At 70.4% G+C, this 13,426-nt stretch carries 15 protein-coding genes; 8 read left to right on the top strand and 7 right to left on the bottom strand.

The genetic code is table 11. The features are described from left to right. The 4 genes from ABSY19_RS24625 to ABSY19_RS24640 form a co-directional block, all read right to left on the bottom strand. Positions 1 to 1,326 (bottom strand): glycosyltransferase, encoded by a 1,326-nt coding sequence (locus ABSY19_RS24625; RefSeq protein WP_382156745.1) that lies wholly within the window; start codon positions 1,324 to 1,326, stop codon positions 1 to 3. Then, on the bottom strand, positions 1,239 to 1,841 hold the full coding sequence (locus ABSY19_RS24630) for a glycosyltransferase (RefSeq protein ID WP_382156747.1): 603 nt from the start codon (positions 1,839 to 1,841) through the stop codon (positions 1,239 to 1,241). Before ABSY19_RS24630 ends, ABSY19_RS24625 begins: the two co-directional genes overlap by 88 nt. Positions 1,842 to 1,923: 82 nt before the next feature. Further along, positions 1,924 to 2,778, bottom strand: a complete 855-nt coding sequence (locus ABSY19_RS24635; protein ID WP_382156749.1) for a FecR domain-containing protein — start codon at positions 2,776 to 2,778, stop codon at positions 1,924 to 1,926. 55 nt (positions 2,779 to 2,833) lie between these two features. Next, on the bottom strand, positions 2,834 to 4,207 hold the full coding sequence (locus ABSY19_RS24640; protein WP_382156751.1) for a surface lipoprotein assembly modifier: 1,374 nt from the start codon (positions 4,205 to 4,207) through the stop codon (positions 2,834 to 2,836). Positions 4,208 to 4,360: 153 nt separating this feature from the next. Here ABSY19_RS24640 and ABSY19_RS24645 point away from each other — a divergent pair, with 153 nt between their 5' ends. From ABSY19_RS24645 to ABSY19_RS24665, 5 genes are read left to right on the top strand one after another with little or no spacing between them, the layout of a single operon-like run. After that, a complete protein-coding gene (locus ABSY19_RS24645) occupies positions 4,361 to 5,293 on the top strand; it encodes a WcbI family polysaccharide biosynthesis putative acetyltransferase (RefSeq protein WP_382156753.1) in 933 nt (310 codons plus the stop codon). Between the two features lie 10 nt (positions 5,294 to 5,303). Next, positions 5,304 to 6,479 carry a thiolase family protein gene (locus tag ABSY19_RS24650; protein WP_382156755.1) on the top strand — a complete coding sequence of 392 codons (1,176 nt, stop codon included), beginning with the start codon at positions 5,304 to 5,306 and terminating at the stop codon, positions 6,477 to 6,479. A gap of 60 nt (positions 6,480 to 6,539) precedes the next feature. After that, positions 6,540 to 6,761: an acyl carrier protein gene (locus ABSY19_RS24655; protein ID WP_382156757.1), complete on the top strand. Its 222-nt coding sequence runs from the start codon at positions 6,540 to 6,542 to the stop codon at positions 6,759 to 6,761. Continuing rightward, positions 6,754 to 8,553, top strand: a complete 1,800-nt coding sequence (locus tag ABSY19_RS24660) for an HAD-IIIC family phosphatase (protein ID WP_382156759.1) — start codon at positions 6,754 to 6,756, stop codon at positions 8,551 to 8,553. Before ABSY19_RS24655 ends, ABSY19_RS24660 begins: the two co-directional genes overlap by 8 nt. A gap of 26 nt (positions 8,554 to 8,579) precedes the next feature. Next, positions 8,580 to 9,578 carry an aldo/keto reductase gene (locus ABSY19_RS24665; protein WP_382156761.1) on the top strand — a complete coding sequence of 333 codons (999 nt, stop codon included), beginning with the start codon at positions 8,580 to 8,582 and terminating at the stop codon, positions 9,576 to 9,578. Positions 9,579 to 9,588: 10 nt separating this feature from the next. Here ABSY19_RS24665 and ABSY19_RS24670 read toward each other — a convergent pair whose 3' ends face one another. The 3 genes from ABSY19_RS24670 to uraD are packed head-to-tail and all read right to left on the bottom strand — an operon-like array spanning position 9,589 to position 11,524. Further along, positions 9,589 to 9,957, bottom strand: coding sequence for a hydroxyisourate hydrolase (locus tag ABSY19_RS24670; protein WP_382156763.1), 369 nt, complete (start codon positions 9,955 to 9,957; stop codon positions 9,589 to 9,591). A gap of 5 nt (positions 9,958 to 9,962) precedes the next feature. After that, positions 9,963 to 10,940, bottom strand: a complete 978-nt coding sequence (locus ABSY19_RS24675; RefSeq protein WP_382156765.1) for a Bug family tripartite tricarboxylate transporter substrate binding protein — start codon at positions 10,938 to 10,940, stop codon at positions 9,963 to 9,965. Next, on the bottom strand, positions 10,937 to 11,524 hold the full coding sequence (uraD, locus tag ABSY19_RS24680) for a 2-oxo-4-hydroxy-4-carboxy-5-ureidoimidazoline decarboxylase (protein ID WP_382156767.1): 588 nt from the start codon (positions 11,522 to 11,524) through the stop codon (positions 10,937 to 10,939). The genes ABSY19_RS24675 and uraD overlap by 4 nt, the downstream gene beginning before the upstream one ends. A 77-nt stretch (positions 11,525 to 11,601) precedes the next feature. Between uraD and ABSY19_RS24685 the strand changes: the two genes are divergently transcribed. From ABSY19_RS24685 to ABSY19_RS24695, 3 genes are all read left to right on the top strand, one after another. Continuing rightward, on the top strand, positions 11,602 to 12,573 hold the full coding sequence (locus ABSY19_RS24685; RefSeq protein WP_382156769.1) for a LysR family transcriptional regulator: 972 nt from the start codon (positions 11,602 to 11,604) through the stop codon (positions 12,571 to 12,573). 69 nt (positions 12,574 to 12,642) lie between these two features. After that, positions 12,643 to 13,113: a Spy/CpxP family protein refolding chaperone gene (locus tag ABSY19_RS24690; protein WP_382156771.1), complete on the top strand. Its 471-nt coding sequence runs from the start codon at positions 12,643 to 12,645 to the stop codon at positions 13,111 to 13,113. A gap of 14 nt (positions 13,114 to 13,127) precedes the next feature. Beyond that, positions 13,128 to 13,424 carry a hypothetical protein gene (locus tag ABSY19_RS24695; RefSeq protein WP_291118856.1) on the top strand — a complete coding sequence of 99 codons (297 nt, stop codon included), beginning with the start codon at positions 13,128 to 13,130 and terminating at the stop codon, positions 13,422 to 13,424. The last annotated feature ends 2 nt before the right edge of the window (positions 13,425 to 13,426 follow it).

Raw genomic sequence — 13,426 nt, forward strand, 5'->3', positions numbered from 1 at the left:
TCACACCTCGGGCCGTTCGCCGACCACGGTGAACAGCGGCACCATGCGGTCCATCGAGGGCTGCCGCTGGTGGTGCACGCTGACCCGCACCTCGGTGAAGCCCAGCAGGCCCAGTGCGGAGACGATGAACTGCGGCGTGAACTGCCACCAGGTGTCCACCTGATCCACACCGCGGTGCGGTTGCAGTTCGGCCAGCGCCCGCGGGCCGAGCGTGGCGTCGTACAGGTCCGTCACGATCAGGGTGCGGCGCGTGCGCCGGGCCACGCTCTGCAGCATGTCGAAGGGGCGGCGGCAGTGCAGCAGCACGGCGGCGAGCAGACCGATGTCGAACGGGCCGCAGTCCTCGGGCAGGGCGTAGGGGTCGCCCTCGACCATGCGCACGCGGGAATGGCGCTGCTGGTGCACGTACCAGAACGAATTGCGCACGCCTTCGATGTTGCGGGTGAAGGTCTTGCGCCACTTCGGGGTGTCGAAGCCCTCGAACGGCACCACGTCCCACAGGTGCGACATGGGCGGCTCCAGGCAGGTGACCTCGGCCCCGGCGGCCTCCATGTGGAAGGACAGGAAGCCGCTGGCCGGCCCGATCTCGATCACCGAGCGGCCCGCGAAGTCCACCTCGCCCAGGTACTGGGCGGTGGCCGGGCGCAGGTCCCAGTCACCGCTGACTTCCTCGCCATCGGCCAGGTTGTACGAGTGATAGAACAGGCAGTCTTCGCGGCGCGGCTGGCGCGGCGGAACCTCGCGCCAGGCGGCTGCGCCGGCCGGGGTCGCTGGCACGGTGTCCTGGGCCGGCATGGGCTCGCGCCCGGCCGTCTGCGCGGCGTGCACTTGCAGCAGGCCCAGCAGCCGGGCCACGGTGGTGGTGGTGCCGGCGACATGCGCCGCGCCCAGGCGCCGCGCGGCGTCGCGCTCGGCGGTGGCGAAGGGGTCGTACAGGCGGCGCAGCGCGGCGGCCCAGTCTTCCAGCGGTGCGTGCGGTTCCAGCACCATGCCGCCGCCGCCCACCAGTTGCGGCAGGGCGCCGCGGCGGCTGGCCAGCACCGGCAGGCCGTTGAGCTGGGCCTCGACCACGGTGCGGCCGAACGACTCTTCCCACACCGAGGGCATCAGCAGCACGCGCGCCTGGCCGAACACCTCGTGCATGGCCGCGCTCGGGCCGCGCCATTGAATGTTGCCCAGCTGGGCCGCGCGGGCCTGGCAGTGCGCGCGCCAGTGCGGGTCGAGGTGCCAGCTCTCCATCACGAGGAAGGGCAGCTCGGGGCAGGCCATCGCCAGCTCGAACATCCGCTCCACGCCCTTGATGGGCGTGGGGTTGACGAACAGCACCTTGTCGCCGGTGCGCGCTGCAAGGTAGTCCTGCGGCGAGACGACGGGGGGATCACCGCGCAATCGAGGCCGTAGAGGGCGTGCCAGCGCTGCGCCGTGAAGTCCGAGTTGGCCAGGTAGAGCAGCGAAGGGTCGGCCACGAGGTGGCCGCCGAGCTGGCTGGTCTCGACGTTGTGCATGTACACGGCGGTGGGCCGCCCGGTGTCCAGGCTGGCCAGCACCAGGGGCGCCAGGGTGGTGCCGCTCTGCACGACGATCACGTCGGCGTCGAAGCGGGCCGCGGCGGCGGGCAGTGCCTGCACCGGCCGGGGCGAACGCAGCACCGGGTAGCCCAGGTGCTCGTCCTGTGTGAGGGACGCCTCCGTGTCACCGGTGGCGGCCGTCGCCTGGCCACAGAGCACGGCGGCCTCGGCCCCCATGGCGCGGATCGCCAGGCACAGGTCGTGGGTGGTGGTCTGCAGGCCGCCGACGATGTCGGGCAGGTGCGGGTAGGTGGAGACGAACAGGACGCGCATGGTGGCGGATCAATGCAAAAAAGAACGGCGGCTGCGCCAAGGCGAGCCGCCGGTCTGTGGAAGGGGCGCGGCCGTTCCTCGGTCAGGACTGGTTTTGAACCTGACCGGTGCCCAACAGATTTCGCAGCATGTTGGACGGATTGGCGCCGGTGACGCTGTCGACCACGTTTTTCAGGCGGTCGTTGGCGAGGGTCGAGCCAGGGCCGTTCGCGCCGCCCGGCGTGTTGCCGGTGCTGATCAGCTGGCCTGGAGGGGCCGGCGCCGGGTTCGAGGCCGTATTGCCCGCAGGAGGGCGGCTCTCCAGCCGCTGCAACATGTTGTTGAGTTCGGCAACGGGGAGGCGTTGCGGGGATGTCGGCGGGTCGTTGATGGTGAGCGCGCTGCCGAAGCCGGCCCGGGTCACGGTCTGGGTGTTGCCCTTGTTGTCGGTCAGGGTCATTCCCTGGCCGAACAGGAAGGTGCCCGACGTTCTGGCGCCATCGGTCTCGGCGATGGTGATGCCGCCCAGGATCTCGATCTTGCCGTGCGCCGTCGCGATCGTGGTCGCGGTGTTCTTGCTGATCTGGCCGCCCACCACGCGCACCAGGCCCTTGACCAGGCCCAGGCGGATCCGGCCTTGTTTGGTGCCCGGGTCGAAGGTGAATTCGTCGATGGTGAGTTCCGCATTCGGGCCCAGGGTCAGGGCCGACTGGTCCATGAACAGCACATGCATCGAGCCGCCGGCATCGGTGCGCAGGCGCTGGCCCGGCACGACGCTGCTGCCCACCACCATCAGCTCGTTGTTGCCGGTGACCTTGCCGCCGGGGGCGACGGCCGTCACCACGCCGGTGCGGCCGTCGCCGCCCGCGGCCGTGGGGCTCTGGGCCATGGTCGCGGGCACGGTGGCGGTCGACAGTGCGGCGGCAAGCCACCAGTCCTTGGAAATCGGCGGGGTCATTTCGGGGTCCTCGGGAATGCGGTCGAAGGGGTGTGTGCGGGGCCGTGCATCGGCATCAGAAGCGGTAGCCGGCCGCCAGGTACAGCGAGGTGTTCTTGCTCTCGTTGTTGGGCAGGTTGGCGTTGGTCTTCATGTGCTCCAGCTGCACCAGCAGCGACCAGGCGTCCGACAGCGGAACGGTCTGGCCGACGCCGATGCGCCATTCGGTGTCGCGGCGCGCGGTGTTCGCATCGACCGCCGGATCGGCCGCGTCGTAGCTGCGGCGCTGCACCCCGCCCCAGACCGAGGTGCTCCACAAGCCGCCGCTCTTGAGTGGGCTGGCGTAGCTGCGCACGTAGGTCACGCGGACTTCCTGGGCATCGTGGTCGAGATAGCTCCGCTTCGTGCGTTGCCAGCGGGTGCGCAGCTCGCCGCTGAGCACGTGGCCGGGCGCGAGTTCGCGCGTCAGGCGCACGCGCAGCAGGTTGCTGGGGCCGCTGAGTTCGTCGGCGGCGGGCACGTCGATGCGGGTGGCGTAGTCGTTGTAGCGGTACTCGAAGCCGCCGTCGATGAAGGTGCGGTCGTTGAGGCTGTAGGCCGCGTCCAGGCCCGCGCCGTGGTTGCTCAGGTAGCGGTGGCCCTGCGCCACCAGCCCGGCGGCGACCAGGTAGGGCCGGATCGTCAATGCCGGCGCGCCGGCGGGCGAGGGCTTGAAGCGCACGCCCGAGGTGACTTCGATCAGCCCCAGGTTGTACGGGTCGGTCTGGTTGGCCTGCAGCGTGCTGCCCGACGACGAGCTGAACTTGATCATCTGCGCCGTCAGCGAGCTGACGATGGCCGCTTCGTTCTGCAGGCCCAGGTCGTACTGGTGATCCAGGCGCAGGGTGGCCTGCAGGTCGGTGTCGCTCTCGGGGCGGTTGGGGTTGTTCACCAGCGCGCCGCCCGCCAGCAGGTTGGCGCTGTCGCTGCGCGCGGTGGGGTTGCTCTGGGCCCGCAGGCCCAACACCACCTGCCCGTCCAGGCGCGAGACCTGGGTGCGCTTGCCGATGTCCTTGAGCAAGGCCTCGGCCTGGCTGCGCTGAGTGGGGTCCAGGCGTGGGTCTTCGATGGCGCGGCGCAGCAGGCCGGCGGCCATGTCGTAAGAGCCGAGCCGGTAATACAGCACGCCCAGATCCAGTCGCACCGAGGCGGGTGCGTTCGGGTCCAGCAGTTGGCGCTCGATCGCGGCGATCGCGCCTTCGTAGTTGCCTGACTGCGCCAGCAACTGGGCGTAGCGGGTGGTGGCCGCGGCATCGCCGGGCGAGCGCATCGATTGGCGGAAGGCCTCGTCGACCTGCCGTTCCAGCGGTGGGTTGCTGGGTGCCTGAGCCCAGGCGGCGGTGCAGAAAAGGCTCCAGGTGGCAAGCGCCACGGCAGAGGAACGCAGTGGTCGGGTGTCCGGCACACGCATGGGATCAGGCTCCTGGGATGGGGATGGGCGGTGAAAGCGCGTTTGATAATACACACTGTGATGTCTTGTAACGTGTTGAATTGGCCGCTTTGATGCGCGATTGACACGCTTGCTCATCACAATTTGCCTCGACTTGCTGCTTTCTTATTAATAGTGCCCGCCGACGACAACGCCCCTGATGCCGCGCAACGTTCGCCCCACGCCATGGTCTTCGGGAGCCACAGCGCGCGGGCGCGCACGGTGCTGGTCTACGGCAACTGTCAGGCCCCGTACCTGGCGCAGATGCTCGCGTCGCTCGACGACCTGAACGGCGACCACCGTTTCGTGGTCGCGCTGAACCACGCGCTGCCGGGCGATGCGCTCGCGCCGGCCATTCCCGACGAGGACCTGAAGGACGTGGTGCTGCTGCTGCGCCAGTTCGAGGACCAGCAGGACAACCCGGCCCTGACCGCGCTGACCTCGCGCCTGCCGGCCCACTGCCCGGTGATCCGCTACCCCAGCTTCGCCCTGCTCAGCGCCTGGCCCTTCGAATGCCCGGAGCCGCGTGTGCATCACGACCCGGCCTACACGCTGTGGAAGCGTTACCCGCTGGGCGACATGCTGGGCTTGCGGATCGCGCAGTCGGGGCTCACCGGGCCGATGGCGGTGGCGGCGTACATGGACCTGTCCGAGCGCAAGATGCCCGACCTGCGGGTGCGCCTGCAGCGCGACATCGACCGCATGCGCCACTACGACGCCCACAGCGACGTGCGGCTGACCGACTACGTGCTGGACCGTTTCCGCGACGAGCACCTGTTCTGGACCAGCGGGCACATGTCCGCGCCCGCCATGGCCGAGCTGACGCGCCGCGTGGCCGAGCGCGCGCGGCCGGTGCTCGGCGGCAGCGCCGCGCGGGCCGAGGCCTGCCTGGCCGCCGCATCGCACGACGGCGGCATGGGGGTCCATCAAAACCCCATCCACCCCCTGGTCGCCGAGGCCCTGGAACTGCGCTTCTGGCGCACGGACTTCGCTTACCGCTGGCACACGCAGCAATGGACCTACTATGAGTACATCCAGCGCTACATCGAATACGACACCAGTTGGTGAGGACCGTCGCATGAACCTTGACCCGGTGGTGATCACAGCCGCGGCGCGCACGCCGATCGGCGCTTTCCAGGGCGTGTTCAAGGACGTGCCCGCGACCGCCCTCGGCGTGAGCGCGATGCAGGCCGTGCTCACCCAGGGCGGTGGGGCGGCGGCGGACATCGACGAGGTGTTCTTCGGCCACGTGGTGGTGGCCGGCCTGGGCCAGGTGCCGGTGCGCCAGGCCGCGCTGCGCGCGGGGCTGGCGCCCGAGGTGCCATGCACGGCCATCTCCAAGGTCTGCGGCTCCAGCCTGCAGGCGGTGATGCTGGTGCATGACCTGCTGCGGGCGGGCACGGTGTCGACCGCGCTGGTCGGCGGCATGGAGAACATGAGCCGCGCGCCGATGCTGCTCGGGCGCGAGCGCGGCGCGCACCTCGCCGGCCTGCTCGACCACCTGATGTTCGACGTGATGCAGGACGCCTGCACCGGCGCGACACCGATCGGCCTGAGCCATTTCGTCGATGCCACCGCCGCGGAACTGTGCCTGACGCGCGCCCTGCAGGAGGCCCAGGCGCTGAGCTCGTTCGAGCGCGCGCGGGCGGCGCAGGACAGCGGCGCGTTCGAGCGCGAGACCGTGCCGGTGACGCTGGCCGACGGCCGTGTGGTCGCGCGCGATGAACCGGTGCAAAACGTCCTGCCGGCGAAGTTCGCCGAACTCAAGCCCTTGAGCGGCCCGGGCGGCACGGCCACGGCCGCCACCGCCTCGCCCCTGTCGGACGGTGCCGCAGCCCTGGTGATGACCGTGCAATCGCGGGCGCGCGAGCGCGGCTGGCCGGTGCGCGCGCTGGTGCGCGGGCACGCTTCGCACGCACAGCCGCCGGCACAGTTCAGCACCGCGCCCGTGGGCGCGGTGCGCAAGCTGCTGGACAAAACCGGCTGGCCGATCGACACGGTCGAGCTGTGGGAAGTGGGCGAGGGCTTCACCGTCGGCCTGCTGGCGGTGTGCCGGGCGCTGGGCGTGCCGCTGGCGCGCGTGAACGTGCACGGCGGCGCCTGCGCGCTCGGCCACCCCGTGGGCGCCACCGGCGCGCGCATGCTCGTCACGCTGCTGCACGCGATGGAGCGGCGGGGCGCGCGGCGCGGCATCGCCACGCTCTGCATGGGCGGCGGCGAGGCCCTGGCGGTGGCGCTGGAGATGCCCTCGTGAGAGCCCCATGCCTCCCTATACTGGCGCGCTGCCTTTCAACGCCTTTCGAGAAAACCGCCCATGCCTGAAGTCCGCGCCCTGATCGCCTCGGTGCTGCAGATCCCCGCCGATGCCCTCCACGACGACGACGGCGCCGAGACGGTCGAGTCCTGGGACAGCCTCAAGACCGTCATGCTGGCGAGCATGATCGAGATCACCTACGACATCACGCTCGACAACAGCGACATCGAGCGGCTGACCAGCGTGAGCGCGGTGCGCGAGGTCATCGCCCGCCATGTCTAGCTGGGTGGGCATTCGCGAGCGCCTGGCCGTGGCCCGGCCGCCGCTGCCCGAGCTGATGGCCTGCGCGGCGGACATCGCCGCGCTCGCGGCCGGGGCCGCCGCCTCGGGCGGTGCCGTGCGGCGCGTCGCGCTGGCCGCCGACCTCACGCCCGACCTGCTGCGCCAGGCCATCGCCTGTGCCATCGCCCAGGAGGGCGAACTGGCGCTGGTGCATGCCGCCCCCTATGGCGCGATGCGCCAGGCATGCCTCGATGGGGGTTCGGCTCTGCACGCCTTCGAGCCCGAGGTGGTGGTGCTGGTGCCCGACTGGCGCCAGGCCCTCGAACCCCTGCCGCTGGACGCCGATGCCGACGCGGTCGCGGCCGACACCGCGCGGCAGGTGCAAGGCTTCGAAGCGGTCTGGGCCGCGCTGGAAGCGCGCGGCTGCCGCATCGTGCAGCACCTGTTCGTGCCGCCCGCGCCGCTGTGGCGCGGGGTGGCCGACCGCCGTTCTCCCGCGTCGGACACGCGCCGCGTGCAGGCCCTCAACGAGGCGCTGATCGACGCCGGCGCGGGCCGCGTGACCTGGCTGGAAGCCGACCGGCTCGCGGCCGGCGTGGGCTTGGCCGCGTGGTCGGCGCCGCGCTTCTTCCACGCCGGCAAGCTCGGCTTCGATCCGCGCTTCCTGCCGGACTACCTGCCCTGGTTCCGTGGCGCCTGGCGGGCCACCACGGGCCGCACCCGCAAGCTGCTGGTGCTGGACCTGGACGACACCCTGTGGGGCGGCACCATCGGCGACGATGGTCTCGGCGGCATTGCCCTGGGGCCCGCCCATGGCGGCAAGGGCGAGGCCTTCGCCGCCTGGCAGCAGCACCTGGCGGGCCTGTCGCGGCGCGGCGTGGTGCTCGCGGTCTGCAGCAAGAACGCTCCCGAGATCGCGGCCACCGGCTTCGAGCACGCCGACAGCGCCCTGCGCCGCGAGGACTTCGCCGCCTTCGTCTGCAGCTGGGGCGACAAAGCCACGGGCCTGCGGCGCATCGCGCAGGAACTCAACCTCGGGCTGGATGCCGCCGTGTTCGTCGACGACAACCCGGCCGAGCGCGCGCTGGTGCAGCAGCTGCTGCCCGAGGTGGCGGTGGTGGACATCGGCGCCGACCCGGCGCAGTTCATCGAGCGCCTGGAGGCCGGGCACTGGTTCGACCAGCAGGCCTACACCGAGGTGGACCAGGGGCGCAGCGCCGCCTACGCCGCGCTGCGCCAGGCGCGCGCGGAGCAGACCTCGTCGGCCGACATCGGCAGCTACCTCGCGGGCCTGGCGATGCAGGGCCACGCCGGGCCCGCGCGCGCGCAGGACCTGCCCCGGCTGGCGCAGATGGAACTCAAGACCAACCAGTTCAATCTCACCACGCGGCGCTACACCCAGGCGCAACTCGCGGCGCAGATGCAGCAGCCCGACCGCCTTGTGCTGGCCTTCCACCTGAAGGACCGCTTTGGCGATCACGGCCTGGTCGGCTCGCTGCTCGCGGTGCGCGAAGCGCAGGCGCTGCGCATCGACAGCTGGCTGCTGAGCTGCCGCGTCTTCTCGCGCGGGGCCGAGGCCTTCATCCTGCGCACGCTGGTCCTGTGGGCCCGCGAGCAGGGCGCGTCGGCCCTGGTGGGCGAATACCTGGCCAGCGCGCGAAACGCCGTGGTGGCCGACCTGTATGCGAAGCTGGGCTTCGCGCCTTGGTCCGCCGATGGGCGGCTGTGGCGGCGAGACCTGGCCGCGCCCCTCGATGACCTGACCTCGTCCATCGCCGAGGCCAGTCCCTGAAACCCGTTTTGAGAAAGAAACCCGCCATGAACCAACGCCAACTGGGCCCCTTCAGCGTCAGCGCCATCGGCCTGGGCTGCATGAACATCTGCCACGCCTACGGCGCGCCGGTGTCGAAAGAACAGGCCGAGCGCGTGCTGCTCACCGCCTTCGACGAAGGCGTGACGCACTTCGACACCGCGGCGCTCTATGGCTTCGGCGCCAGCGAAACGCACGTGGGCCATGTGCTCGCGAAGCACCGCCAGAAGTTCACGCTGGCCAGCAAGGGCGGCATGGCCGGTGTGCAGTTCGACGACGGCGTGAAGCGCGTGATCGACGGCCGGCCCGAGGCCATCCGCAGGAACTGCGAAGACAGCCTGCGCCGCCTCAAGACCGACGTGATCGACCTCTACTACCTGCACCGCTGGGACAAGCAGGTGCCGGTGGAAGACAGCGTGGGCGCGATGAGCGACCTGGTGCGCGCGGGCAAGGTGCGCGCGCTGGGCCTGTCCGAGGTGTCCGCCGCCACCCTCCGCAAGGCGCAGGCGGTGCACCCCATCACCGCGGTGCAGACCGAGTACTCGCTGTGGACGCGCAACCCCGAGATCGCGGTGCTCGACACCTGCCGAGAGTTCGGCATCGCCTTCGTGGCCTTCAGCCCGGTGGCGCGCGGCTTCCTGTGCGGCCCCGACCTGGACGTGAGCGCCTTCGACGCCAAGGACATCCGCCGCGCCATGCCGCGCTTCGCGCCCGAGCACTTCGCCGCCAACCTCAAGCTGCTGCCCGCCTACCGCGCGATCGCGAACGACGTGGGCTGCACGCCGGCCCAGCTCGCGCTGGCCTGGCTGCTGCACCAGGGGCCGGACGTGCTGCCCATCCCCGGCACCTCGCGTGAAGACCACCTGCGCGACAACCTGGGCGCGGTGGACGTGGCGCTGGACGCGGCCACGCTGGCCCGGCTGGACGAACTCATCAACCAGCGCACGGTGAGCGGCAGCCGCTACAACGAGCAGTCGAACCGCGAAGTCGACACCGAAGCGTACTGAGTTCGGCGTTTCAGGCGCCGCCGCGAAAGAGCGAGAAGCCCCAGGCCGTGAACTTGAACGGCAGGTGGTAGTGCTGCGAGGTGTCGGCGATGTGGAAGCGGTAGGGCACCGTTTCCAGGAACGCCGGCTCGGGCACGGGGGTGCCCTGGTCGCGGTAGAAGTCGCCCACCGCGAAGCGCACCTCGTAGCCGCCGGCGGTGATGGCTTCGCTCATCAGCACCGGGTGCTGCAGCAGACCGTTGGCGCCCACGCGGCCTTCGGCGAGCACCGGGCCGTGCGGCAGGCCGTCCGGCCCCAGCCGCACCACGGTCACCTGCAGGCCGACGGCGACGCGGCCACTGGCCACGTCCACGCAATGAATGGAGAGTCCACCGTTCATGGCGTTCAATTCAACCGTGCGCCGGACGCTTTGACCGCGGGCGCCCATTCGTTCACCTGGTCGGTGACGAATCGGGTGAACTGCGCGGCGCTCATGGGCTCCGACTCCACCCCCAGGTCGCTCAGTCGCCTGGCCACGTCGGGTCGCGCCACCACGTCGGTCACCGCCTTGTTGACCTTGTCCACCACGTCCGCCGGCGTGCCGGCGGGCCCGGAGATGCCGAGGAAGTTCTCGGCCACCAGCTTGGGGTAACCCGCTTCGCCCACCGTGGGCACGGTGGGCGACATGGGCGCGCGGGCACGCGACGTGACCGCGATGCCGACCAGCTTGCCCTCCTTCATGAAAGGCACGTTCTGCGTCAGCGTGTCCACCGCGAATTGCAGGGAGCCGCCGAGCAGGTCGTTGTGCATGGGAGAAGAACCCTTGTACGGCACGTGTTCCATCTTCAGTTGGTACTGCTGCTTGAACATCTCGCCCACGATGTGGCCGATGGAGCCGACGCCACCCGAGCCGTAGTTGACGGGCCTGGCCTGCGCGTTGATCCACTTCACCAGCTCGGGCATGGTCTTGGCGGGCACCGAAGGATGCACCACGAACACATTGGGCACCGAGCCGATGTAGGCGATGTGCGTGAAACCCTTCACCGGGTCGTAGGGTGCCTTGTCCATCATGAAGGGCGAGATGCTCATGGGCGCGGTGTTGGACAGCAGCAGCGTGTAGCCGTCGGGCGCGGCGCGCGCCACCTCGTTGGCGCCGATGGTGCTGCCCGCGCCGGGCTTGTTCTCCACGATCACGGTCTGGCCCAGCTTCTCCTGCAGGCCGGGCTGCAGCAGGCGCGCCACGATGTCCGACGAGCCGCCGGGCGAGAAGGTCACGATGATCCGGATCGGCTTCTGTTGCGGCCAGGCCTGCGCGTGGACCAGCGGCGAGGCCAGCATCGACAAGGCACTGACGGCCAGAAGAAGGCGGCGTGGGGTGTTCATGACGGGGTTCCTGCGAGGGTGTTGACGGACGGGGAGGACGGAGGGGAGGGCTCGGGTGACACGGTCTGCGCCAGCCGTCCGCGCATGACTTCGCAGACCTGTTGCAGGGCGTTTCGGCGCTCGGTGCGCGCGTCGTTCGCCAGGCGCGCTTCACCGGCCTGCAGCACCGTGGCCAGCGAGCCGTGCAGCCGCAGCGCGACGATGAAGGGAAAGCCGAAGCGCTCGCGGTAGCGCCGGTTGAGCGATTCGATGCGCTGCACGGTGGCGGCGTCCAGCGCCAGCAGGCGCAGGCGGCCTTGTTCGCTCTGCGAATCCGCCGTCATGGTGCCGGCCCGCGCCTCCTGGCCGGCGAGTTCCGGATGGCTGCGCAGCAGGGCCAGCTGGCGGGCCTCGTCGGCGCCATGGATCACCCGCGACAAGCTGTCGTACAGCGACGCCCAGTCGGCAAACGGCCGGGCGGCCCAGGCCTCTCGGGCGACCCAGGGCGAATGCTCGACCACCGGCCCGAGGCGCGCGCAGAAAGTGGCTTCGTCCAGGGAGGCCAGGGCATGCCAGGCCAGGGGTGAGGTTGTCGGGGTGTTCATGCGATCGCAGTTTGCGGCGCCATTGCATTGCTGTCCATCGCATAATTGGGCATGTTGCATTCGAATTTTCAGTACGCATGAGTTCACTGAACCAGCTTCTGCATCCGAAGGCCCTGCGCTACCTGGCGGCTGTCGCGCAGCTCGGTTCGGTGCAGGCGGCCGCGCGCGAGGTGTCCATTTCCGCCTCCGCGATCGACCGCCACATCCTGCTGATGGAAGAAGACCTCGGGCTGCCGCTGTTCGAGCGCCAGCCGCGCGGCATGCGGTTGACGGCCGCGGGCGAACTGCTGCTGGCGCTCTCGCAGCGATGGAAGACCGATCTCAACCGCACGCTGTCCGACATCAAGCACCTGCAGGGCGTGAGCCAGGGCCAGCTGCGCCTGGCCGCGATGGACAGCCACGTCAACGGCTTCCTGCCCGAGTTCGTGGCGGTGGTGGCGCGGGAACACCCGGGCATCGTGCTGGAGGTGGACATCGTCAGCACCGACGACGCCGTGCAGCGCCTGCGCGCGGGCGAGGTCGATCTGGCGGTGGCCTTCAACCTCAAGCCCGGGCGCGACCTGCACATCGTGGCCAGCGCCGAGCTGCCGCTGGGCTGCGTGGTGGCGCCGGGCCACCCCCTGGCCGCGCAGGCCCAGGTGACGTTCAAGGACGTGGCGGCCTGGCCGATGGCCGCGCAAAGCCGGGTGCTGGCGATCCGCCGCTACCTGGAGCGGCGCCACAACTGGCTGCTGGAGGAAGCCCGGCCACCGCTGGTGACGAACTCGCTGCAGCTCGTCAAGAGCCTGGTGCGCAGCGGCAGCCACGTGGCGCTCACCTCCGAGCTCGATGCCGGTCCCGAGATCCTCGCGGGCAGTCTGTGCTTCGTGCCCCTCAAGGACAAGAGTGCCCAGCCGCAGACCGTGGGCGTGGCGATCAGCGCGAGCCGCTCGCTGCCGCGCATCGCGCGCATGGTCGCCGAGCGCCTGGGCGCGCATGTGAACGACTACCTGGCCCAGGTGCGTGCGGCCGGCGTCGATACAAAACGAAAAAAACCGAAACTGCGCTGAGACCCCGAGGCGCACCGCTGCCGGCACCATGGCGGTCATGTTCAACAGTCCCTTTGAAAGGACACCGTCATGAAACCCTGGATCAAGCGCTCGCTCATGGCCTTCACCGGCATCTCCATCGCCATCGGCGGCCTGGCCGCCTGCGGCACGCGCGGTCACCACGAGCGCGCGCCCATGAGCGCCGAGAAGATCGCCGAAGTGCGCGGCAAGGTGGTCAACCGCATCACGAGCAAGCTCGACCTCAACGCCGAACAGCAGCAGAAGCTCAACGTGCTGGCCGACAAGGTGCAGGCCCAGCGCACGGCCCTGATCGGCCAGACCACGAACCCGCGCGGCGAGATGCAGGCGCTGATCGCCGGCGAGAAGTTCGACCGCGCCCGCGCGCTGAACCTGCTCGACGAGAAGACCCGCGTGGTGCAGGTCAGCAGCCCCGAGGTGATCAATGCCCTGGCCGACTTCTACGACAGCCTGAGCCCGACGCAACAGGCCGAGGTGCGCGAGCGCACGGGCAAGCGCCGCGGCTGGTTCTCGCGCGGCTGAGCGGGGTGAACCCCATGTCGCCCGTGCTGCAACCGATCGCCCAGCGCCTGCGCGACCACGGTCCGGCGCTGCTGGCCGGGGTGGACGACCCGCACGACGAGCTGCTGGCCCTGGTGTGGGGCCCGCGCTTCGACCGCGAGCACGCGCTGGGGCTGTGGGCGCGGCTCTCGCGCCGCCAGCCGAACGACGCCGTGCCCGCGCTGCCGGCCATCCTCTCGGTGGCCGACCGCTTCGACGGGCTCGACCGTGGCGCGCAGCAACGGCTGCGCCGCCTCATCGTGCGCCACCGCAGCCTGACGGGCGCAATGTGACA

It is taken from the genome of Hydrogenophaga sp. ANAO-22, from assembly GCF_042466645.1.
Taxonomy (GTDB): Bacteria; Pseudomonadota; Gammaproteobacteria; order Burkholderiales; family Burkholderiaceae_C; genus Hydrogenophaga.